The organism is Kushneria phyllosphaerae (genome assembly GCF_900312995.1).
Classification (GTDB): Bacteria; Pseudomonadota; Gammaproteobacteria; order Pseudomonadales; family Halomonadaceae; genus Kushneria; species Kushneria phyllosphaerae.
This window is the reverse complement of the sequence record NZ_ONZI01000001.1, coordinates 1,174,907-1,196,768: the sequence shown is the minus strand read 5'-3', so window position 1 is coordinate 1,196,768 and position 21,862 is coordinate 1,174,907. Positions and strand designations below refer to the sequence as shown.

At 60.2% G+C, this 21,862-nt stretch carries 19 protein-coding genes and 1 riboswitch; of the genes, 10 read left to right on the top strand and 9 right to left on the bottom strand.

The genetic code is table 11. The features are described 5' to 3' along the window. Nucleotides 1–22: 22 nt before the first annotated feature. The 3 genes from KSP9073_RS05305 to ribB form a co-directional block, all read right to left on the bottom strand. Nucleotides 23–964 carry a glutathione S-transferase family protein gene (locus tag KSP9073_RS05305; protein WP_108841849.1) on the bottom strand — a complete coding sequence of 314 codons (942 nt, stop codon included), beginning with the start codon at nt 962–964 and terminating at the stop codon, nt 23–25. Beyond that, the gene (locus KSP9073_RS05300; protein WP_108841848.1) at nt 961–1,437 is read right to left on the bottom strand and encodes a bifunctional diaminohydroxyphosphoribosylaminopyrimidine deaminase/5-amino-6-(5-phosphoribosylamino)uracil reductase RibD; all 477 of its coding nucleotides are present in this window, start codon (nt 1,435–1,437) and stop codon (nt 961–963) included. Before KSP9073_RS05300 ends, KSP9073_RS05305 begins: the two co-directional genes overlap by 4 nt. Nucleotides 1,438–1,530: 93 nt before the next feature. Continuing rightward, nucleotides 1,531–2,220, bottom strand: coding sequence for a 3,4-dihydroxy-2-butanone-4-phosphate synthase (gene ribB, locus KSP9073_RS05295; protein WP_108841847.1), 690 nt, complete (start codon nt 2,218–2,220; stop codon nt 1,531–1,533). Between the two features lie 110 nt (nt 2,221–2,330). Continuing rightward, a riboswitch (FMN riboswitch) is annotated at nt 2,331–2,482 on the bottom strand. A gap of 147 nt (nt 2,483–2,629) precedes the next feature. Here ribB and KSP9073_RS05290 point away from each other — a divergent pair. After that, entirely contained in the window at nt 2,630–3,649 is a 1,020-nt protein-coding gene (locus KSP9073_RS05290; RefSeq protein WP_108841846.1) for an SMP-30/gluconolactonase/LRE family protein, read from the top strand. Here the strand turns inward: KSP9073_RS05290 and KSP9073_RS05285 are convergent. Next, the gene (locus KSP9073_RS05285; RefSeq protein ID WP_108841845.1) at nt 3,635–4,672 is read right to left on the bottom strand and encodes a DUF535 family protein; all 1,038 of its coding nucleotides are present in this window, start codon (nt 4,670–4,672) and stop codon (nt 3,635–3,637) included. The genes KSP9073_RS05290 and KSP9073_RS05285 overlap by 15 nt on opposite strands. 260 nt (nt 4,673–4,932) lie before the next feature. Between KSP9073_RS05285 and KSP9073_RS05280 the strand changes: the two genes are divergently transcribed. The 3 genes from KSP9073_RS05280 (at nt 4,933) to KSP9073_RS05270 (ending at nt 10,005) form a co-directional block, all read left to right on the top strand. Further along, the gene (locus tag KSP9073_RS05280) at nt 4,933–6,036 is read left to right on the top strand and encodes a cobalt-precorrin-5B (C(1))-methyltransferase (RefSeq protein WP_108841844.1); all 1,104 of its coding nucleotides are present in this window, start codon (nt 4,933–4,935) and stop codon (nt 6,034–6,036) included. A gap of 217 nt (nt 6,037–6,253) precedes the next feature. Further along, nucleotides 6,254–7,927: a BCCT family transporter gene (locus KSP9073_RS05275; protein WP_108841843.1), complete on the top strand. Its 1,674-nt coding sequence runs from the start codon at nt 6,254–6,256 to the stop codon at nt 7,925–7,927. A 440-nt stretch (nt 7,928–8,367) separates the two neighbouring features. Next, nucleotides 8,368–10,005, top strand: coding sequence for a BCCT family transporter (locus KSP9073_RS05270; protein ID WP_108841842.1), 1,638 nt, complete (start codon nt 8,368–8,370; stop codon nt 10,003–10,005). 120 nt (nt 10,006–10,125) lie between these two features. On the opposite strand, the gene KSP9073_RS05265 is transcribed toward KSP9073_RS05270, so the two are convergent. Then, a complete protein-coding gene (locus KSP9073_RS05265) occupies nt 10,126–10,881 on the bottom strand; it encodes a 3'-5' exonuclease (protein ID WP_108841841.1) in 756 nt (251 codons plus the stop codon). Further along, nucleotides 10,881–12,806, bottom strand: a complete 1,926-nt coding sequence (locus KSP9073_RS05260) for a putative nucleotidyltransferase substrate binding domain-containing protein (protein ID WP_108841840.1) — start codon at nt 12,804–12,806, stop codon at nt 10,881–10,883. Before KSP9073_RS05260 ends, KSP9073_RS05265 begins: the two co-directional genes overlap by 1 nt. A 231-nt stretch (nt 12,807–13,037) precedes the next feature. On the opposite strand from KSP9073_RS05260, the gene KSP9073_RS05255 reads away from it, so the two are divergent. From KSP9073_RS05255 to KSP9073_RS05230, 6 genes are all read left to right on the top strand, one after another. After that, nucleotides 13,038–13,364 (top strand): DUF485 domain-containing protein, encoded by a 327-nt coding sequence (locus KSP9073_RS05255; protein ID WP_108841839.1) that lies wholly within the window; start codon nt 13,038–13,040, stop codon nt 13,362–13,364. After that, complete coding sequence (locus KSP9073_RS05250) at nt 13,361–15,028, top strand: cation acetate symporter (RefSeq protein ID WP_108841838.1); 1,668 nt, start codon at nt 13,361–13,363, stop codon at nt 15,026–15,028. The genes KSP9073_RS05255 and KSP9073_RS05250 overlap by 4 nt, the downstream gene beginning before the upstream one ends. 167 nt (nt 15,029–15,195) lie before the next feature. Beyond that, nucleotides 15,196–15,858 carry an OmpW/AlkL family protein gene (locus tag KSP9073_RS05245; RefSeq protein ID WP_108841837.1) on the top strand — a complete coding sequence of 221 codons (663 nt, stop codon included), beginning with the start codon at nt 15,196–15,198 and terminating at the stop codon, nt 15,856–15,858. A 45-nt stretch (nt 15,859–15,903) separates the two neighbouring features. Next, nucleotides 15,904–17,088 carry a GGDEF domain-containing protein gene (locus tag KSP9073_RS05240; RefSeq protein ID WP_108841836.1) on the top strand — a complete coding sequence of 395 codons (1,185 nt, stop codon included), beginning with the start codon at nt 15,904–15,906 and terminating at the stop codon, nt 17,086–17,088. 117 nt (nt 17,089–17,205) lie between these two features. Beyond that, the gene (locus KSP9073_RS05235; RefSeq protein ID WP_108841835.1) at nt 17,206–18,480 is read left to right on the top strand and encodes an Nramp family divalent metal transporter; all 1,275 of its coding nucleotides are present in this window, start codon (nt 17,206–17,208) and stop codon (nt 18,478–18,480) included. Nucleotides 18,481–18,502: 22 nt separating this feature from the next. Beyond that, entirely contained in the window at nt 18,503–19,198 is a 696-nt protein-coding gene (locus KSP9073_RS05230) for a glutathione S-transferase N-terminal domain-containing protein (protein ID WP_108841834.1), read from the top strand. A 15-nt stretch (nt 19,199–19,213) separates the two neighbouring features. On the opposite strand, the gene KSP9073_RS05225 is transcribed toward KSP9073_RS05230, so the two are convergent. Genes KSP9073_RS05225 through cbiE form a run of 3 tightly spaced genes read right to left on the bottom strand, consistent with a single transcriptional unit; the run spans nt 19,214 to nt 21,841 of the window. Next, a complete protein-coding gene (locus KSP9073_RS05225; RefSeq protein WP_108841833.1) occupies nt 19,214–19,753 on the bottom strand; it encodes a hypothetical protein in 540 nt (179 codons plus the stop codon). 10 nt (nt 19,754–19,763) lie between these two features. After that, nucleotides 19,764–20,555, bottom strand: coding sequence for a precorrin-4 C(11)-methyltransferase (gene cobM, locus KSP9073_RS05220; RefSeq protein WP_108841832.1), 792 nt, complete (start codon nt 20,553–20,555; stop codon nt 19,764–19,766). After that, nucleotides 20,552–21,841: a precorrin-6y C5,15-methyltransferase (decarboxylating) subunit CbiE gene (gene cbiE / locus KSP9073_RS05215; protein WP_108841831.1), complete on the bottom strand. Its 1,290-nt coding sequence runs from the start codon at nt 21,839–21,841 to the stop codon at nt 20,552–20,554. Before cbiE ends, cobM begins: the two co-directional genes overlap by 4 nt. Nucleotides 21,842–21,862: the final 21 nt, after the last annotated feature.

Below are 21,862 nucleotides of genomic sequence, written 5' to 3'. Positions count from 1 at the left end.
AAACGCTCCTTGAATCAAAAAATCAGGCGGGGCTCAGGGCAAAGCCATCGCGGGGAAAATGAAGGCGGACCGAACCGAGGGTGCGACCTTCAAACGTGGCATCACGCTCCAGGGTAAGCACCTCCTGGCTGACATGAACCAGTCGGCCCTGAACCTGATCAACACCGTAATCCACGGCCTGAAGAGTCACCGCCGCGCCTTCGGCGAGGCCGAGACTCTGATCAAATTCGCCCTCCAGTGGCTGCCAGTGATCGCATGACGCCGCGACGTCATGCGCCTGTGCCTCGCTCATCTCATGGCGTCTGCCATGGCCAAAGGCCTGAAGGCGTTTAAACCAGGCCATCAGGGCGGGGTAATCTTCCACGACGTCGCGCACGCCGGGATTGTTTCTGACATACCAGATCGGATGGTAAAGCGAGAAGTCGGCCAGCGTCGGGTGCTCGCCCAGCACAAACGGCTGATGGGCCAGTTGCGCTTCTAGTGCCTCAAGCGTCGGCGCCCATACCGCGCGGGAGAACTGATCATCGGGTCTGGAAAGGTTGCCGCCGCTGAAAAGCCCGGCGCGATCCGCCTGAAAGCGGGCCAGCCCTTCCTCGCCGATCTGATCCACAAGCGCCGCGCGCCCTTCCGGGCGAAAGATAATCGGAATGGCGGCCAGAAAAAGGCGATCGCCCATCTCCTCAAGCGCTCTGACACTGGCCGCCTGATAAGACGGCACCAGCGAGGGCGCCCCTGAAAGTTTTTCAATGACGCGTACGATCAGGGCTGTATCGCAGTAGATATCGCGCCCAATCTGCAGTGCCGGTGTCTTGCGATAGCCGCCGGTCAGCGCCGTGAAGTGGGGCTTGGGCATCATGCGGGGAATACACACGGACCCCCACGCCAGATCACGATAGCCCAGCAGCAGGCGTATCTTTTCAGAAAACGGCGAGGCATCAAAGTGGTGAAGCAGCACGGATGTCATGAGAACTCCTGGCAGCATTTCAGCGATTGATAGCGCGGATCGATGTCCAGATGCTGGCTGATAAAGCGAGCGACCATCGCCTGCTCGACACCAACCCGGACGTCAATGCCGGCACGACGCATCATGTCGATGCCGCGTCCCTGGTTGAGCGGATGCGGATCAATCATGGCGACATTGACACGTCGAATGCCATTGTCAATCAGCGCCTGCGCGCAGGAAGGTGTGCGGCCGTGAAAGGAACAGGGTTCCAGGGTGACAAAGGCCTCAAGGCCATGGGCCGTTGCAAGCTGCGACAGGGCGTGCGCTTCAGCATGAAAATGGCCCGGCGGCTGTGTATACCCCCGGGCCACGATGGTGTCGTGATCCACCAGCACGCAGCCCACGGGCGGGTTGGGCAGACAGTGCGGCAGGGCCAGACGTGAAGCGGCCAGCGCCTGACGCATGAAAAAGGCAGACAAATAAAGCGTATTCATGGACCGAATTCCCTGCATGCGGCCGACAGCACGCCCAGCGTGCTGTCGGTCAGAGGCGAAGGTTATCGCGGGATAATGTCTGGCTTGAGCGGCCTACATCGAGGCAAACGCGGCCACATCAAAGGAGGGCACCGAATCATGCTGCTCACGCCAGACCGCCAGCTCGGCAATCGAGACCATGGGGTAGTCACGCTCGCGGGCAAACGCTTCCAGCGCCTCACCACGCATCATGGAGCCGTCATCGTTCATCAGCTCACAGAGCACACCGGCAGACGTGTGGCCTGACAGACGCACCAGATCGATGGTGGCCTCGGTATGGCCACGACGCGTCAGTACCCCGCCATCGCGGGCGCGCAGGGGGAAGATATGGCCGGGTCGGACAAGATCATCGGCACGGGCATTATCTGCAACCGCGGCGCGCACGGTGACAGTACGGTCATAAGCACTTACTCCGGTCGTAACGCCTTCTCTGGCTTCGATGGTGACGGTAAAGCCGGTCGAATAGGGACTTTCGTTGTTGACCACCATCGGCGGCAGTTCCAGCCGGTCAGCGTGCTCGCCGGTCAGACACAGACAGACAATGCCGCTGCCAAAACGAATCATCTGCGCCATCTGATGATCCTCAAGCGTGGTGGCGGCAAAGATCAGGTCGCCTTCGTTTTCACGGTCGGGATCATCGGTGACGACCACGCCGTGGCCGCGGGCCAGACTGTCGAGGGCCAGACGAACTCGCGAGCGTGCGGATTCGGAAAGGGAACCATCATTTTCGATATTGCGGGACATAAAGGCTGCTCCAGGATCGCCGTTCAAGGGCGAGGGACAAGGAACAGGGCAAGACAGGAGTGCTTGTACGACACGTACAGCGACGCCTCGCCCGACACGGGCAATCAGGCGTCGATCCTCTCCCATCCGGACTATCACCGTCGGCATCGGGGTCTCACCGATTCCTGCGCGTCACGCGCTCGCGGGCTTGTTCACTGCCGGATCAATAACCGGTTTTGACATCACCGCCGGTGGGGACTTTCACCCCGCCCTGAGGATCTGACTCGAAAAACGAATCGGAGTCAGACTAGCTCGCAAATTCCGCTCGGGCAATCCCTGCACGTGAATGTCAATCGCAAAAGGTCATATTGGCGAAAGCTGTTCAAGTCGTCAGGCTGGTCGCATCCCATCACGACAAGGAACAACGCTTATGTCCCGCTTTCTTCACCATTTCTCGCGCTCGCTGTGCACCGGCCTGCTGATGGCCGGCATGGGTGCCGGCAGCGCGCTGGCCTCTGAAGGCGATGCTCCCGAAGTCGTTGCGGAAACGCCCGGCTTTACCGACCTGGTCGATCAAAATGCCGATATCGAACGGCTCTACGATGGCAGCATATGGAGTGAAGGTCCGCTGGCCCTGCCGGATGGTAGCGTGATCTGGAGTGACATCAAAAACAATCGCGTCATGATCTGGCGCGAGGGTGAAAAGGCCCGCGAATGGCTCAGACCGGCGCAGTTTCACAACGGCCATGCGCTTGACCATCAGGGCCGGATACTGGCCGCTTCACACGGCAAGCGCGCCGTGGAGCGCTTGAACAAGGATGGAAAGTGGGAGGTACTGGTCGATCTGGACGGCGAACAAAAGCTCAACAGTCCCAATGATCTGGTTGTGGATGCCGACGGGCGCATATGGTTTACCGACCCCACCTTTGGCATCGATCAGCCCGAAGAGGGCTATGGGGGCACTCCCATGACCGGTGGCGAATACGTTTACCGCTTCGATCCGGAAAGCGAAGAGCTGACCCGACTGTCCACACCGGCGGTCAAAACACCCAACGGGCTGGCCTTTGCACCGGGCGAGACAACGCTTTATATCGCCGATTCCGAACAGGGCCACGACCGCGAGGATGACAGCCTCAATCACCATATCGTCGCCTACGATGTGAGTGATGACGGCGCCCTCTCCAATGAGCGCGTGTTTACCGAGATCTCACCCGGCGTGCCCGATGGCCTCAAGGTCGATGAACAAGGCAATGTCTGGACAAGCAGCGACAGCGGCCTGCAGGTGTTCAACCCAAAAGGTGAGCGTCTGGGTCGGGTCGACCTGCCCGAGCGTACCGCCAACCTGGCCTTTGCCGAACACGACGGCCAGCACTATCTCTTCGTGACCGCCACCAAAAGCCTCTATCGTATTCCGGTCAAGGTGGGCGAGGCCCGCTCACAGCACGACTGACGCGTCTGTCCTTTCCAACACATCGGCCCGCACATCAGCTCGCATTGATGCCGGTGTGCGGTCTGTCGGCAGCCTGTCGCTCGCGACCGGCTCAACCGTACCGGCCGGGGCCTGCCCGACCATGGCCTGCTCAACCCGGGCTTCCAGCGCGTCCAGCCAAACATAGCGCTTGCGGTACATGCTGCGCTTTTTGGACGCGATGGTCTCGAGTGCCTTGCGGCGCTGGTCGGCGGGCAACACGACCCAGCCCGACGTGTTCGCCTCGCCGCCGTGCTCGAGAATCAAGGCGTCCAGATCAAATCCGCGCTGACGTCGGCCATTGGGTTTTGCGCGGTAAACGTGGTGAGCATTGTCCACGCAGTAAATGTCTGGCATGCCCAGCGCACGCGCCAGCATCTGCGTAAGCTCAACCATCAGCGACTGCGGCCGCAAGCCAAAATGATCCCGGGTGAACTGACGGTTCCAGTCCGACTGCTGACGTGAGCCCTGTATGGTGCCCAGACACAGCACCGGGCGACCCTGATCGTCACGCATGAAGGACAGCGCTGCGCTGTAGAGACGTTTTCTGGGCGGGCGGATGATCATCAGCATCATCTCGCCTTCCTTGTCATGCGCGCCGCGATAGCCCAGATGGATACTGGCCTTTTCCCCACCGACCACACACTCTCCCAGCCAGAGTCCGGGCCGCTGCGTGATGCGGGCACTGATGTCATCGTTCAGCAGATGTCGTTGCAGCTGATAATGGAGCAGCAAATGGCGCAGACGCTCAATATGGCCATAACGAATCGAGATATAGGGACGAAACGGCTTGTTGAGCAGATTGGCACGGTTGCTTACCGCCCGCTCAAGCAGCGGATTCAGTGATATGCCCATCAGCAGGGCGCGATGGACGCCCTGATGAAGGGTCGCGCGCACGAACATCTTGTAGCGCATTTTCCACTCGCGCCGCTTCGGATAGACGTGGCGAGCCGCATGCCAGGAAGAGAGGCGTTCCCAGTGTGGTGAAGCAGTAACGTGATTCATGGCCGTTCACTCATGGCAGTGGCCTGCCTAGGGGATAGAACACTGCGAAAATTAAGGAAACATTAAAACCATATTAATGGACCCTTAATGCTGATGGCAAACAGTGTTCTCTATCTTTTTTGCCCTTCCTGCCATGACGCCGTTTCCATACCCGCCAGCGCGCAACGGCGCAGGCAGGCGGCACGCCTTCAATGATTGGATGGGGTCTTTCAGGCGTGCATGCTAGAATCGCCGTCGTCCCATCAAAACGCCGACGCGCCATGACCCAGGAACGCGCTCCTCTTAAACGTGGCTGGACCACCGGATGCTGCGCGACTGCCGCTGCCCGGGCGGCCTATGCAGCGCTGCTGTGCGGGGAATTTCCCGACCCGGTCACCATCACGCTTCCGAAGGGACAGACGCCGGCCTTTGCGCTGGCCGTTCATGAGCGCGGCGATGACTGGGCCATGGCAGGTGTCATCAAGGATGCCGGAGATGATCCGGATGCCACGCACGGGGTACTGGTGCGCGCCACGGTTCGACCGCTGAAGGCGGGTTCCGGCCTGGTGTTCAGGGCAGGTCCGGGCGTGGGTACGGTTACCCGACCGGGCCTGCCCATTCCGCCCGGTGAGCCTGCGATCAATCCGGTGCCCCGGCACATGATTCGTCAGGCACTTGAGGCCGTGGTGCACGAGACACCCGGCCATCATCAGGTGGATCTGGAAGTGACCATCGCCATTGATGAAGGCGAGCGCATCGCGCTCGGCACGCTCAATGGACGGCTGGGCATCGTGGGCGGACTTTCCGTGCTGGGCACCACCGGCATAGTGATCCCGTTTTCCTGCTCGGCATGGATTCACTCCATCCATCGCGGCATCGATGTCGCGCGCGCCCGGGGGCTGCCACACATTGCCGGCTCCACCGGTTCAACGTCGGAAACCGCGGTTCAGGCGCATTACGCACTCGATGAGAGCGCGTTGATCGAAATGGGGGATTTTGTCGGCGGCATGCTCAAGTACCTGCGCCAGCATCCGGTGCCACAGGTGACCATTGCCGGCGGGATCGCCAAGATGGCCAAACTCGGTCAGGGCATGCTGGATGTGCACTCAAAACGCGGCGCCATCGATCTTGAGCGACTGGCAAGGCTGACACGCGAGGCGGGCGGTGATGAGGCGCTGTTTGATCGCATCATTGGCGCCAACTCGGGTCTTGAGGCCTTTGAGCTTGCCGACAGGGCAGGTATTGCGCTGGGAAATCTGCTGGCAGAAAGCGCCCATGTTCGTGCCGAGCAGGTCCTGCGTCACAGCGGCATCCAGCTCGACGTCATGGTGTTTGACCGAAACGGCCTTTGTGTCGGCCGCAGCGTTTCGCGCCTCTGCCAGTAGCGCATCCTCCGCCGTGCCGGCCTGACGCCCCGGTGACACTTCTGAACATTTCTCCCAAATTTCACTGACAGAAAACATTGAAAGTTATGAGTATTTTTGAGCAGCGTCTACCCTCCTGACCGATGCCACAAAAAACGCCCGGGACACCCCCGACCTGACACTCATTCAGCCCGTTTCGTCCTGCGACGTGACCAGGGAACAAAGATGGAGAACGACATTGGCGCAAGAACCGGAAAATGAAAAGAAGGAGAAGGCCAGCGACGCCGGAGAAGGCATCCCGGCGCCGACTGGCGACTCCAACCTGATCGATACCGACTATGTGATCGGACAGGACAACTTTCAGGGCCGCATGCTCTTCAACGTGGATCTGCACGGCAAGGTATTTGGCATCTCGTCGCTGCTGGTACTGGTGTTCGTGGTCCTCACGCTCACCATGCAGTCGCAGATGGAGCCGCTCTTTAACGGCATGCGGGACTGGCTGACCGCCAATCTTTCCTGGTTTTTCATGCTGTCGACCGCGATTTTCGTGATCCTCGCCGTTGGCCTGATCTTCAGCCCGCTGGGCAAGGTGCGACTGGGCGGTGCCGAAGCCAAGCCAGACCATACTTATATCAGCTGGTTCGCCATGCTGTTTGCCGCCGGCATGGGCATCGGGCTGATGTTCTATGGCGTGTCCGAGCCGATTTCGCACTATACGGCGGCCATGGGGGGCACCTCGATTGAAAACGGCGTGCGTGTCGACAGCGCTCCGCTGGACGGTGCCATGGGAGACGAAACGGCGGCACGCCAGCTCGGCATGGCCTCTACCATGCTGCACTGGGGGCTTCATCCATGGGCGATCTACGCCATGGTTGCCCTGTCGCTGGCACTGTTTTCCTTTAACAAGGGCCTGCCGCTGACCATGCGCTCGATCTTCTACCCGGTTCTGGGAGAGCGCATCTGGGGCTGGCCGGGCCACATCGTGGATATCCTGGCGGTCTTTTCGACCCTGTTCGGGCTTGCCACTTCGCTGGGTCTGGGGGCGCAGCAGGCAGCCGCCGGTCTGCACTTCCTGTTTGACGTGCCCGACACCAATACCACGCGGGTCATTTTGATCGTGGCGATTACGGCCGTGACGCTGTGTTCGGTGGCAGCTGGCGTCAATGCAGGTCTCAAGCATCTCTCCGAGCTCAACATGGGCCTGGCATTCGCGCTGCTGCTGTTCATTTTGTTCACCGGCCCGACGCTTGACCTGGTCATTGGATTTTTCAATAACATCTGGGCCTACATCACTTACCTGCCGGAGCTGTCGATGCCGTTCGGCCGTGAGGATGTCGACTACAGCCAGTCCTGGTCGGCGTTCTACTGGGCATGGTGGATCAGCTGGTCCCCGTTCGTGGGCATGTTCATTGCACGCGTCAGCCGCGGCCGCACCGTGCGTGAGTTCCTGATTGCCGTACTGCTGGTGCCTACCCTCGTCTGCATTCTTTGGATGACCGTCTTTGGCGGCGCGGCCATCTTCCAGGTGGATTCCGGCATGCAGGGCGTGGCCGATGCAGCCCTGGAGCTCAAGCTCTTTGTCATGCTGGGCAATCTGCCCTGGTCGACGGTCACCTCGCTGATCGGTCTGCTGCTGATCATGGTGTTCTTTATCACCTCGGCCGACTCCGGTTCGCTGGTGATCGACACCATCACCGCCGGTGGCAAGATCGATGCACCGACCTCTCAGCGTCTGTTCTGGGCACTGATCAGCGGTGTGATCGCGATTGCGCTGCTGTTGGGTGGGGGGCTTGGCGCCCTGCAGGCGATGGTCATCTGTACCGGCCTGCCGTTTGCCGTGGTGCTGCTGGTGGGTTGCTTTGGCGTCATCAAGGGGCTGATGTCAGAACCCCGGGCGAAGAAGCTGACGTAATGGCTGGTGCTCACTGCACTCTTGAGGCAGTGGGTGATCCAGAGAAGTGACGCGGGGCGGCCTTTTGGTCGCCCCGTTTTTGATAATTCACCCCTTGTCGCCTGCGACAGGAGAAGACCTCAGAAAAACCGGCATGACGCCCGAAACCCTTCGGCGATACAGGGATATCATGATACGGAATACGACCACCGAAGGGTTATCTCGCCTGGGGTTGCGACGTTTAATGTGATAAAACGTAACGCGCTGGTGTTTGATTGAAGGGCTACAGTGTTCAAGGGAGCGAATATGTGTCCTTTCGACCGGTGTCGACGTGCCTGCATGGGCAGCATGTCGCATTCGGGCATTCAAACCACTGGTTCATTCAGCTATCTTTCTTGCTGTATTGTGGTGGGCTACTGCTCAACCTGCCAGCGCCTTTGCAGCTGTAATGGAGAATAAAATTGAGTCAGACACCCGGAAATAACGACAACGAAAAAAATCAGGGGAGTGAGGGCATACCCGCTCCAAGCGGTAAAGCCAACCTGATTGACACAGACTACGTCATTGGCCAGGACAACATTCAAACCAACCGATTCGGTTTCAATGTCGACCTGCACGGCAAGGTCTTTACGATCTCCTCACTGGTCATTTTGCTGTTCGTGATTGTCACGCTTGCACTGCCAGGGCAGATGGAGCCGATATTCAATGGCGCAAAAAGTTTTCTGACCGACCACCTAAGCTGGCTCTTTCTGCTGGCCGCCAATATTTTTGTCATCCTTGCGATAGTGTTGATTTTTACCCCATTGAGTCGAGTGCGTATCGGCGGCATGCATGCCAAACCGGATTTCAGCTATACCGGCTGGTTCGCCATGCTGTTCGCTGCCGGCATGGGCATCGGACTGATGTTCTACGGGGTCGCAGAGCCGATCACTCATTACGGAACATCCATCACCGGTGATTCATGGGCCCCACTGGGTGGCGCCGCGGGCGATTCGGCCCAGTCGCAGTCCCTGGCGATGGCGGCAACGATTTTTCACTGGGGTCTGCACCCCTGGGGGATCTACGCCATCGTTGCGCTTTCGCTGGCGCTTTTTTCCTATAACAAGGGTCTGCCGCTGACCATGCGCTCGATCTTCTACCCGATTCTGGGAGAGCGGATCTGGGGCTGGCCGGGCCACATCATCGACATCCTGGCGGTGTTTGCGACGCTGTTCGGGCTTGCCACTTCGCTGGGGCTGGGAGCCTCTCAGGCGTCTGCCGGTCTGAACTACCTGTTCGGCACGCCCAACACCGACGTGACCATGGTCATTTTGATCATCGGGATCAGTCTGGTGGCGCTGGCATCGGTCATGCTGGGGGTCGACAAGGGCGTACAGCGCCTGTCACAGATCAACATGGTGCTGGCCTTTTTACTGCTGATGTTCGTGATTATTGTCGGGCCGACCATGCTCATTGCTACCGGCTTTATCGAGAACATGGGCTCATATCTCAAGAACCTGCCGGCACTGTCGATGCCCTTCGGTCGTGAAGATACCAACTTCGTACATGGCTGGACGGCCTTTTACTGGGCCTGGTGGATCTCCTGGTCCCCGTTCGTGGGCATGTTCATCGCCCGCGTCAGCCGCGGCCGTACCGTACGTGAGTTCCTGATCGCCGTACTGCTGGTCCCGACCGTGGTTTCCGTACTCTGGATGACCGCCTTTGGTGATACCGCCATCAGCCAGCTGACCAACGGATTTGAAGGTGTCAAGGACGCAGCACTCGAGCTTCAGCTTTTCACAATGCTGGGACAGCTGCCGCTGACGTCGATTACCTCCTTTATCGGCATCATTCTGGTCATGGTGTTCTTCATCACTTCCTCGGACTCCGGTTCGCTGGTCATTGACTCCATCACGGCCGGCGGCAAGGTCGATGCCCCCAAACCGCAGCGCATGTTCTGGGCACTGATTGAAGGCGCCATTGCCATTGCCCTGCTGCTTGGTGGTGGTCTGACCGCGCTGCAGGCGGCGGTCATTGCCACCGGCCTGCCCTTCACTATCGTGTTGCTGGCCGCGTGTTACGCCATCATCCAGGGGCTGCGCTCGGAGCCACGCTACTAGGGTGATGTCACGTCTCAGCGCCCATCATGGGCATATAAAAGGCGGCCTGCGGGCCGCCTTTTTCATGGGTAGAACATGTTTCATGCTTCGTGGATAGAACATGCTGTCCGGGCTGATGCGCTACTCCCAGAGCGCACCCACCGGTGTGTCCGGATCATAGTGGCGGGCAATCTGCGCCTGCAACAGCTCGGCCGTGGCCAGCGCATCGATCAACGCATGGTGGGCCTGATAAGGCGGCAGATTATAGCGTTCACGACTGGGATGCAGACGCAGCGATACCGGGCGTCGACCGATCAGGCGCTGAAACCATGACAGCCGACGGTGCTGATAGGCTTCAATCGCCATGGTATCGATCAGCGGAAACAGCAGCGGCTCCTTTAGATAGTGGCGGGATGCTGCGTTGAGAAACTCGCGCTCGATGCGGGTGTAGTGCACCACCACCAGCCGACCGGCAAGCTGTTCGAGCACCTCACCGATGACTTGGTCAAAGCGCGGCGCATTGGCCAGGTCGCTGTGTGTCAGACGATGATAGATCACCGAACGACTGCTGAGCGCCCGGCGCGGGGACACCACCCAGTAGCGGCTTTTGGCCACCGGAATGCGATTCAGCGTAAAGGGCTGCACGCCGATACTGACGATGCTGTCACGCGATGGATCAAGCCCGGTCGTCTCGATATCCAGCGCCACCAATGGCACTTCGCTTATGGGCGTGTGCGGGTCCAGCGTCCCGGCCCCGAAATAGCGGGCCAGCCGGTCATCGCGCGCTTTATCCTTTCGATCCGCCAGATAGGCCGGCCATTCAGACACCAGCCGCCCACGGCGATGCCATTGCCAGCGCCGATAGTGCTTTTGCAGTCGCTGCGGCCAGTCGCGCATCAGCGCCCCCTTCCCCGACTCGAGCCGGCGGGCACCGGGTAGCGGAACTTCAGAAATTTCTGAGCATGGCTGAGCACTTCAAAGGCATCCTTGAGATTGTGACGCTCATGACTTTCGACATTACTGGGCCTTAAACGGTTGTCCGGCGACTCATTGCTTTCAATCGCCACCGCCTGATGACGGATGCGCACCATCGAGATGAACTCGAAGGCGTAACGCAGCCGGTCGTTGACCCCTTCGGGCAGCAGACGCGTCTCGGAAATGTCCTTGAGCCGGTCAATGGTGTTTTGCGAGCCGGACCCGCAGGCCAGGGCATGAACACGCACCAGATCCACCAGCGGCGCCGTCCCGCGGCGTTTGAGGTCGATGGCGTCGTTATGCTGACCATCCTTTTCCAGAATGAAGGTACGAAAGAGCCCAAGTGGCGGTGTACGGCTGAGCGCGTTGCGCGCCATGGCGGCCAGAAAGAGGGCATTTTTGGGCGCCAGTTCACAGACCAGCCCCTGTAGCTCTTCAAGCATGTCGAGCTCCCCGTGCACAAAACCCAGATCGAAAAAGATGGAACTGTGCAGCAAAGCTTCCGGGTCGGGGTTTTCGATCCAGTCACGAAAGTAGCCCTTCCAGACCGACAGCGGCTGACGCCAGCGCTGGTTGGTGGACATGATGTCGCCCTTGCACAAGGGATAGCTGCAGGCGGCCAACCCTTCACTGACAAAGCCGGCCAGTGATTTGAAATACTCATCATGCTGCTCGGGCACAAAGCTTTTATCCAGGATCATGGCGTGGTCCTGGTCGGCAAAAATCGTCTGCTCATCGCGCGCGCACGACCCCAGCACCATGAAACAATAGGGCACCGGCGGCGGCCCCAGCTCGGCCTCCCCCAGTTCCAGCAGCTTGCGAATGAAGCTTCGACAGATGGTCGCCATGGTGCGACCGATCATCTGGGCATCAGCGCCTTCATCCACCAGACGCGCAAAGGCCAGCGGCAGGTCACCGCTCAGGCGCACCAGTCCGGCAAGGCCGGACTGGGTAAAGATCGAACTGACCAGATAAAGGCTGCTGCGGGTCTCGTAGCGCATGACATCGCTGAGCTGCAGGACGCCGATCGGGCGACGCCGATACAGGATGGGCAGATGCTGAATGTTGTGATTGAGCATCGTCATCATCGCCTCGTAGATCGAGGCATCCGACTGGGCCGTCATCAGGCTGGTCGACATCACCTCGCCCACCGGCGTATCCCCGCTGAGATTTTCCGCCAGGGCCCGCACACAGCAATCACGGTCGGTCAAAAGTCCGGCCAGACGGCGCACCTGGCCCTCCTGGGTCGTGAAGTAGCGCGGTCCGTTGATCCCCTCCTGCTCTTCACTGAGCACCAGCACACAGGTCACGTTGTCCTCGCGCATGCGCCGCGCCACTTCGCCGACCGGAGTGTGAATATCCACCATGGTCGGCTTGCGACGGATCAGACGCCGCACCCGGGTGCTACTCATCTGGTTGTCGTTGCGCTGCTGATCGACCGTCGCCTTGAGGCGGTCGCCGCCGGTTTCGACAAAGTCCGCGAAGTCATCGTTGTCGGCGCGCAGTGACTCAAAAAGCTCGGCGGGCACGAAGTAAATCAGCGTGTCTTCGATGGCGCGCACCGGAAAGCGCACGCGGCGATTACGCATGATGTCCGAGTAGCCAAAGATGTCGCCTTCCACCAGACGGTCGAACAGCTGGCCGCTGCGCTTTGAGACTTCAACGGCGCCGCTGCGCACATAGCACAGCTCGTTGATCTCCTGATCCAGCGCCAGAATGTCGGTACCGGCCTGGAAATAGCTGATCTCGACCTGGGTGGCCACCTGATCCAGCCATTCGTCTCCGAGATATTCAAAGGGCGCGTACTGCGCCATGTGCTGGCGAATTTCCAGCTGTTCGATATCCATTCGCTTGCGGCTCCCTGTCATGCCCTGTGCATGTCGTCATGGCGACATGATGCTTTTGAGTACCTGCCCATGGGGCTATTTGATGCGATTGCGATCAGCAGCGCTGCCGCGCCGACCGTCTCTTTGGTCGAATCACGACTAAAGTGCTCTGCTCTTTTACCCGCTTTCCGGGCAAGTATTAGTGGCCATGCACATAAAAACGGTGATCTGCCGGAATAACAAGGATGAGCCATGAGTGGACCGACGCACAACGATACCCAGTGGCGCGATATTCAGCGCAATGCCAGCTTCCAGGAACTGGTGCAAAAGCGCTCCCGCTTTGCCATCACACTTTCCATCATCATGCTGAGCCTTTACATGGCCTTCATCCTGTTGATTGCCTTCGCCCCCGGCGTGCTGGGCACGCCGCTGGCCCAGGGCATGACCACCACCTGGGGCATCCTGATTGGCCTGGGGCTGATTCTGGTCGCCATCGTGCTGACCGGCCTTTACGTGCGGCGCGCCAATGGCGAATTCGACCGTCTCAATGCCCGCGTGCTCAAGGAGATCGGCCAATGAACAGCCTGTTGTTAAAGCTGACACTGGTGGCCGCGGGCAGTCTGCTGACCGGTGCCACCGCCATGGCCGATGCCCTGACAGGTCCGGTGACCAAACAGGCGCTTAACGTGCCAGCCATCATCATGTTTCTGATCTTTGTCGGCATCACGCTCTACATCACCTGGTGGGCCTCAAAAAAGAGCCAGTCGGCGTCAGATTACTACGCCGCCGGCGGCAACATCACCGGTTTTCAAAACGGTCTGGCGATTTCGGGCGACTTCATGTCAGCGGCCTCCTTTCTGGGGATCTCGGCGCTGGTGTTCACTTCGGGCTATGACGGCCTGATCTACTCGATGGGCTTTCTGGTCGGCTGGCCGATGATCATGTTTCTGATCGCCGAGCGTCTGCGCAATCTGGGGCGCTACACCTTTGCCGACGTGGCCTCGTTTCGACTGAGCAAGCGCCCGGTGCGCATTCTCTCCGCCTTTGGCTCGCTGGCCGTGGTCGCGCTTTATCTGATCGCCCAGATGGTGGGCGCCGGCAAGCTGATTCAGCTGCTGTTTGGTCTCAACTATCACATTGCCGTGGTGGTGGTCGGCGCGCTGATGGTCTGTTACGTACTTTTTGGCGGCATGCTGGCCACCACCTGGGTGCAGATGATCAAGGCTGCCATCCTGCTTTTCGGGGCGAGCTTCATGGCGCTGATGGTGCTCATGCACGTGGACTTCAGTCTGGAAGGGCTTTTCAACGAGGCCGTGGCCGTACACGCCAATGGACTGGCCATCATGAGCCCGGGCGGACTGGTCAAGGATCCCGTCTCGGCGATCTCGCTGGGACTGGCGCTAATGTTTGGCACCGCAGGGCTGCCCCATATCCTGATGCGCTTTTTTACTGTCGGCAATGCCAAAGAGGCGCGCAAAAGCGTGTTCGTGGCCACCGGCTTTATCGGCTATTTCTACATTCTCACGTTCATCATCGGCTTTGGCGCCATCATACTGGTGAGCACCAACCCGGCCTTCAAGGACAGTGCCGGGGCGATCATTGGTGGCAACAACATGGTGGCCATACATCTGGCCAATGCCGTGGGCGGCAGTATTTTCCTGGGTTTCATCTCGGCGGTGGCCTTTGCCACCATCCTCGCCGTGGTGGCAGGCCTTGCGCTGGCGGGTGCCTCGGCGATCTCGCATGACCTGTATGCCGGCGTCATCATGAAAGACAACGCCGATGAGAAAAAGGAAGTACGCATCTCCAAGATCTCCGTACTGGTGCTGGGGGTGGTTGCCATCGTGCTGGGCATTGCCTTTGAAAGTCAGAATGTAGCCTTCATGGTGGGTCTGGCCTTCTCGATCGCAGCAAGCTGTAACTTCCCGGTGCTGCTGCTCTCCATGTACTGGCGCCGACTGACCACTCGTGGCGCAGTCATCGGTGGCGGTCTGGGACTGGCCACGGCCATCGTGCTGATGATTCTCGGTCCGACCATCTGGGTACAGGTACTGGGCCATGCCACCCCGGTCTATCCCTATGACTACCCGGCGCTGTTTTCGATGGCCGTGGCCTTTATCGGCATCTGGCTGTTCTCGGTTACCGACAACTCCGCCGCCGCCGGACGTGAACGCGATCTGTTCGACGCTCAGTTTGTACGCTCCCAGACCGGCATTGGTGCCTCTGGCAGCATCGCCCACTGACCCCTCCATTCACCATCTCTCTCCTTCGCCCTGCCAAAAGCAGGGCTTTTTTTGTCCGATCCGCACCGACACCTGCCCGGTTTGCTTGTTATTAACTCAAGTTTGGAAGCGATGGGCCGCTATCTTCATAACACAAAGTTACAATAAAGCGGAGCGGCCGGATCACCATGACCTCATACCACAGAAGGTTCTGTCAGCTGGCAGGGCGGGTCGTCGCTCTCGCTCTGGCACTGTCCATGCCGGCGGCTCTGGCGGCCGCCGCACCCAAGGGGCTCACCCAGGGGGACTGGCTTGTCAGAGCCGGCGTAGCGCGCATTATGCCTATTGGCATACGCTCAACCATTCCCACCATCGGAGGCGATGTCAAAACGCCGGACGCCACGTCGCCGACGCTGGATATCAGCTATTTCCTGACCGACCACTGGGCGATTCAATTGACCGGCGGCGTTTCCTCCACCCCGTATCGACTTGCGGACTCCGCGGTAGGCGACTTTGATATCGGCACCATCAAAACTGCCGCGCTGGCACTCATGGCGCAGTACCATTTTCGACCGGGCGCCGTTATCAACCCCTATATCGGCGCAGGGATGGTCCGTTCACATCCGCTTCGGGTTGATCCGGCCGACAACATTCCCGATTTTGAAGTTGAATCCATCAACAGCGTGCTGCTGGGCGCAGGCCTGGACTACGACCTTGGCGACCACTGGTTCGCCAACGCAGCAGTCCAGTATCTTAGGGTGCCGACCTATCATTTTGAAGGAGAGGGGTTCAGCGCCGAAGTCGACATGGACACACTCATCACGGGGCTCGCCCTGGGGTATCGCTTCTAGTTCACTTTTTAATGCCCCAGAACCCGCACGAGGTCGCCCAGGGTCATGTCCTTCATCAGCCCCGAGATCCTGTACCTGACCAGCGGCATCAGCCGGTGTGCCTTTCTGGTGGTCTTTCTGACCACGGTATTCAGCCAGCCTGACGAGCGCTGCCTGAGACACTGGTTGACGGCGTTGACCGCGTCAGCGGCAGGATCCCTTAGCATGTCGCTAAGCCCGAGCTACCCGATCGCGCCCTTTCCACTCTCGCTGATCACCACCACGCTATTTTTCTCGAGTTTGAGCCTGTCCTGGAGCGGGCTGAGAATCTTTTATCAGCGCAGCATCGATATTCGTATACTGGTGCTGATCACCATAACGCCGGGCATTTTGCTCATGGTGCTGCTGTGGCTGGACGCCTCGCAGATTCTTCAGCTTGCCATGACCTTTTTTGTCACCGCGGTCATGACGGCACTCGCCATGGTCGAAATTCTCAGGCCGCCCCGCAAGCGGATACTGTCGCAGTACGTGGTGGCGATGGCCTTTTTCATCTATTTCATTGCCCTGTTTGTGCCTTTTGTCATGCTGGTGACAGGGGTCATGACCATGGAGATGATGGTCAGCGGCCAGGCTGCCATCATGGCCGATCAGGTACTTTGCATTTTGATCTATTTCGGTTTTATCGCCATGACCAGCGAGCGCTCCAGCATTACCCTGAAGCGCCTTTCGGAAACCGATCAGCTGACGGGACTGGCCAATCGGCGCGCCGTGCAGGGTGTCTTGAAAAAACGGGCAGTGCATCGTCACACCGAGGAAGCATCAAGTGTGATCATCATCGATCTTGACCATTTCAAGTCGGTCAACGATCGATGGGGGCATGACGCCGGCGACGCTGTGCTCAAGCAGTTCGCACAGCATCTGGTCGCCATTACCCGCAAGCAGGACATGGCGGTGCGCTGGGGCGGCGAGGAGTTTTTGATCCTGCTGCCCGATACCACGCTCGAGGAAGCCGCCATCATGGCCGAGCGCCTGCGCCACCGGGTAGAGAGCACGCCCTTTCCGCTGGAGCCGCAGACGCTGAAAATCACCATCAGCCTTGGGGTAGCGGCAAGCCGAGCGGATGCCAGTCATTTCGAATCCGTGCTCCAAAACGCCGATGAGGCGCTTTATAGAGCCAAGCATGAAGGCCGTAACCGAGTCTGTCGCCACGACGTCTCTTCTATTCCGACACCACCTCCCACTCGAGCCTGACACCACTTCCAACTCGGGCCTGAAAAGTCTTGTTATCAAACGTCATGACGATACCTCACGTATCAGGCACGCCTCTTGCATGGAAAAGAGGCATGCCCATCTGTCACGAGGCTCGACATGAAAACAATGACCACTCACGAAAGCGCGGCGCCTCATGCGCCGGCATCACTGGGAATTGCCGAGCGGCTTCGCGCGCTGGGTCCGGGCGCCATGGTGGCCGCCTGCATTCTGGGCCCCGGCTCGATCACCACGCTCTCGGTGGCGGGCGCCGAATATGGCTTTACGCTGCTGTGGGCCGTGATCGCCGCCTCCGTGGTCGCCTTTTGTTTTCAGCGCCCCGTGATTCGCTTCACCCTGGCCACGCGGATGTCGGCGATGGAGGGCATTCGCCAGCGTATGGGCCGAAAATGGGCCATCACGCTCTACGTTGCACTACTTTTGGGCGCCGTGGCCTTTCAGGCCGGCAACTTCACCGGCGCCGCCCTGGCGCTCAACTATTTACTGCCATCGATTCCGATTCTGGCCTGGGTCGGCCTGCTGGCGCTGGCGGCGCTTTTGATGTGCTGGGTCGGGGTGTACCGGCTGCTGGAGAACATCAACCGCATGATCATCGGTCTGATCGTGCTGTCGTTTGTCCTGACCCTAGCGCTGGCCGGCCCAAACCTGGGCGAGGTCGCGGCCACCGGGTTCTCCTTTCAGATCCCCGAAGGCAACTACTGGCTGATTCTTGCGCTGATCGCCACGACCCTGCCGCCCAATACCGTGCTGGGGCTATCGGCCTTCATCAAGCGCAAGTACGCAGGCGACACCACCACACCGATGGACAAGCGTCTGGCCCTGTCACGCTTTGACCACACCACCAATGTGATCATTACCGGTGTGGTGATGGTCGCCATCCTGCTGTGCTCGGCTGCCGCCCTGCACCCACTGGGTACCGGCGTGTCAGGGGCCGCTGACATGGCCGGCCAGCTCACCCCCGTCCTGGGTCAATACGCCGGGGTCCTGTTCTCACTGGGATTGTGGGCGGCCGGCTTCTCCTCGGGGCTTTTCAATATCGCTGTGCAGCCGCCGCTACTGGGAGAAGCCACCGGCCGCAACGAGAGTGCCCGCAGCTCGCGCAATCGCGGGGTCATGCTGCTGGCAGCGCTGGCACCGGTCGTGATCGTGGCGCTTTATGGCAGCACGCCCATTGAGCTGATTTTGACGGCGCAGGCCATCAACGGTCTGCTCCTGCCAGCGATCGTGGGGTCGATCTGGGTACTGTGCAATCAAAGAACGCTTTTGGGCGCGCTGTCCAACACGTTCACCCAGAACCTGGCCTATGGGGCAGTCATGCTGATTGTCTGTCTGCTGGCGCTGCGGGTATTTCTGGGTATGCTGGGGGTGATCTGATCACCAACGCTCAAGGGGTGTCATGCGCTATCGTCTTCACATTGCCAACAAGAACTACTCGTCATGGTCGATGCGTCCGTGGGTATTGATGCACGCACTCGACATCCCCTTTGATGAAGTGCTGACGCCGTTTGAGTTCGGCGCGCGCCAGCCCGCTTTTGACGCCTTCTCACCGACCGGCAAGGTGCCGTGCCTGGTCGATGGACCGCTGACAGTGTGGGATTCACTGGCCATCTGTGAGTATCTGGCCGAGGCAACCCCCGCCGTGTGGCCCGTTGATCCCGTGGCGCGCGCCTTTGCCCGCTGCGCGGCCGCCGAGATGCACTCGGGCTTTCCCGCGCTGCGCGATGAGTGCTCGATGAACTGTCGACTGGTGATTGCACTGACCACGCCGAGCGAGGCGCTCAAACGTGATCTTGAACGTCTCGAGGCGCTCTGGTGTGCGGGGCTGGATCGCTTTGGCGGGCCGTGGCTGGCCGGCGACCGCTTTACCGCCGTCGATGCCTTTTTTGCTCCGGTGGCGGTGCGGCTCAACAACTATCAGCTCACGCTTGGTGAGCAGGCCATGGCCTATGTGGGTCGGCTACTGGCGCACCCGTCCGTGTCTGACTGGGTCAACGCCGGCATTCAGGAACCGTGGCGAGAGGCCTCTCACGAGCAGGACTGCATTCGCGATCGGAAGGTCATTAAAGATCGCCTCCCGCCCGTTGAGACCTGAGCATCGCTTTACGCCCTAACGCAGCATCTCGCCGTCCTGGCGCAGCATTCGGTTGCGCCAGGCGTTCACGTGGCCGACGAACTCATGACCGCGGTGCACATGGGCCAGCCGGATAGGGTCGGTGTCGGTAAAGCGGTTATCGACGTTGATCGGATAGGCCTTCGTGGCCCAGCGGACAAAGCCCGTGCCATAACTTGCCTGGCGCACATCGCGCCAGTTGGTCCCGATGATGCCGCGCTGCCACGGCAGGATGCCGCGATAGCACCAGACCCCATCCTGATCGGTATAAAGGCGCACCCGGCGAATATAGAAAAGTCGATAAACCAGCATCCCCAGCGCGCAGACCACAAAGGCAATGCCGGCGTAGAACAGCACCTGCGCTGTCATGGGCGTCATCATGATCCAGCGTGGTGAGAGCATTATCGCAATGCTGATGGCGATGGCCACTATGCCCTTGAGGATGGCATCGCCATAGGCCACCCACGACAGCCGGTGTTCCCGAAAGGCATAGGACGCCTCACTCTCGGCGCTCTGGTCGGGCAGATCATTTTGCATGTCGTCTCTCTTATCTCTTGTCCGGCAGTGTCAGTGCCTCGATGCCCTCACCGTGGCGAAAGCGCCGGCAATAGCCCGTCTCATAAAGCGCACTGTCGCGGAAATCGCTGTCACCCAGCGCCTGGCCAACCAGAATCAGCGCACTGCGCTCGATCGGGTCAGCCGCCAGGCGCTCAACGATATCGCCCAGCACACCCTGAACCATGCGTTCTTCCGGCCAGCTGGCACGATACACCACCGCCACCGGGCAGTCCGCGCCGTAAAAGGGCGTCAACCGCGTGACGATCTCTTCCAGTCGATGGATCGCCAGATGAATGGCCAGCGTCGCTCCGGTGTCGGCAAAGCGCTCAAGCTGCTCGCGCTCGGGCATTTTGGACGCCCGTCCGGACAGTCGGGTCAGCACGACGCTCTGGGCCACCTCCGGCACCGTCAGCTCACGCTCGATCAGGGCAGCGGCAGCCGCAAAGGCCGGCACGCCGGGCGTCAGGGTGTAGTCAATGCCGCGCTGCTTCAGTCGCCTGAGCTGTTCGGCCAGCGCACTGTAGACGGAAAGATCGCCCGAATGAAGTCGGGCCACCGCCTCACCGTTTTGATGCGCCCGCACGTACTCCAGCTCAATGGCCTCAAGGTCCAGCGCCGCGGTATTGATCAGACGTGCCCCGGGCGGACAGTACTCCAGCAGCTCGGTGGCCACCGTGGAACCGGCATAGAGACATACCGGACACTGCGACAGCAGACGCTGGCCGCGTACGGTGATCAGATCGGCAGCCCCCGGCCCGGCACCGATGAAATGAACCGTCATGATACCCCCTGAAAGTCCATCGGCTTGCTCCAGACCCACTGGGTAATGGTGCGCGCCGGCGTCCAGCCGATCATGCTGCCCAGCGGTGCGGTCTGCTCAAGGCTCAACCGCATCAGCTCACCGCCCAGCAGCCGGTGGCACTCGCCGAGCGCCAGCTCGCTTTCCAGCGTGACCGCATTGGCGACCAGCCGCCCGCCGGGGGCCAGCGCATCAAAACAGCGGGCCATCAACGCCATGTTGCTGACGCCGCCACCCACGAAAATGGCCTGCGGGGTAGTCAATTCGCTAAGGGCTTCGGGTGCCTGGCCCTGGACAATCTCCAGACGCGGCACGCCCAGCGTTTCGGCGTTGCGACGAATACGCTGACAACGCGTCTCGTCGCGCTCGATGGCCACGGCCTCCAGCGAGTCATCCAGCAGAAGCCACTCGATGCTCACCGAGCCGGAACCGGCACCGATGTCCCACAGCCGCTCACCCGGGCGTGGCGACAGCCGGGCCAGCGTCATGGCGCGAATGTCGCGCCGGGTAATCTGGCCATCGTGTTCAAAGAGCACATCACTGCGACCAGGGGCCAGACCGGCCACCGCCGTGTCACCCTGCTGCACGATCTCGAGTGCCACCACATTGAGCGCATCGAACTCGCGCGACTCGCGCGCCAGCGCCCGGGCCGTAAAGCTCTGTATGTTTTCGCGCGGCCCGCCCAGCGCCTCAAGCACGGTCATGCGGCTTTCACCCATATTGCGCTCGGTGAGCATGCTGGCCATCAGGGCAGGCGCCGCGCCATCGCTTGTAAGCGCCACAATGCGAACGCCATGATGCAGATGGCCATTGAGACGACTCATGGCACGACCGTGCAGCGACAGCAGCCGGCCTTTCTGCAGCGGCCAGCCCAGACGGGCACAGGCCAGCGAAAAGGCCGACGGCGCCGGGAATACTTCCATTTCGCTGGCCGGCACGTATTCCGACAGGGTCGAGCCGATGCCGTAGTGAAAGGGATCGCCTGAAGCCAGCACACACACCCGCTGTCCGCGCAGCGCCAGAAGCTGATCGATGCCCTCACTTAGCGGTGAAGGCCAGGCGATCGGCGTGCCGTGAATCAGCGTGGCGGTCAGCGCCAGATGCCGGGTGCCGCCAAAGACCACCGAGGCCCGACTGATCGCCTCGCGCGCCTTTTCACACAGCTCCTCGGGACCGGCTTCCTGAATGCCCACGATGGAAAGCCAGGCACCGTAAATGTCGCCATCGCCTGTCGCTGGCGCATCAAATGGGGCGTCATTGAGGCTCATGCATCACTCTCCTGTTATATT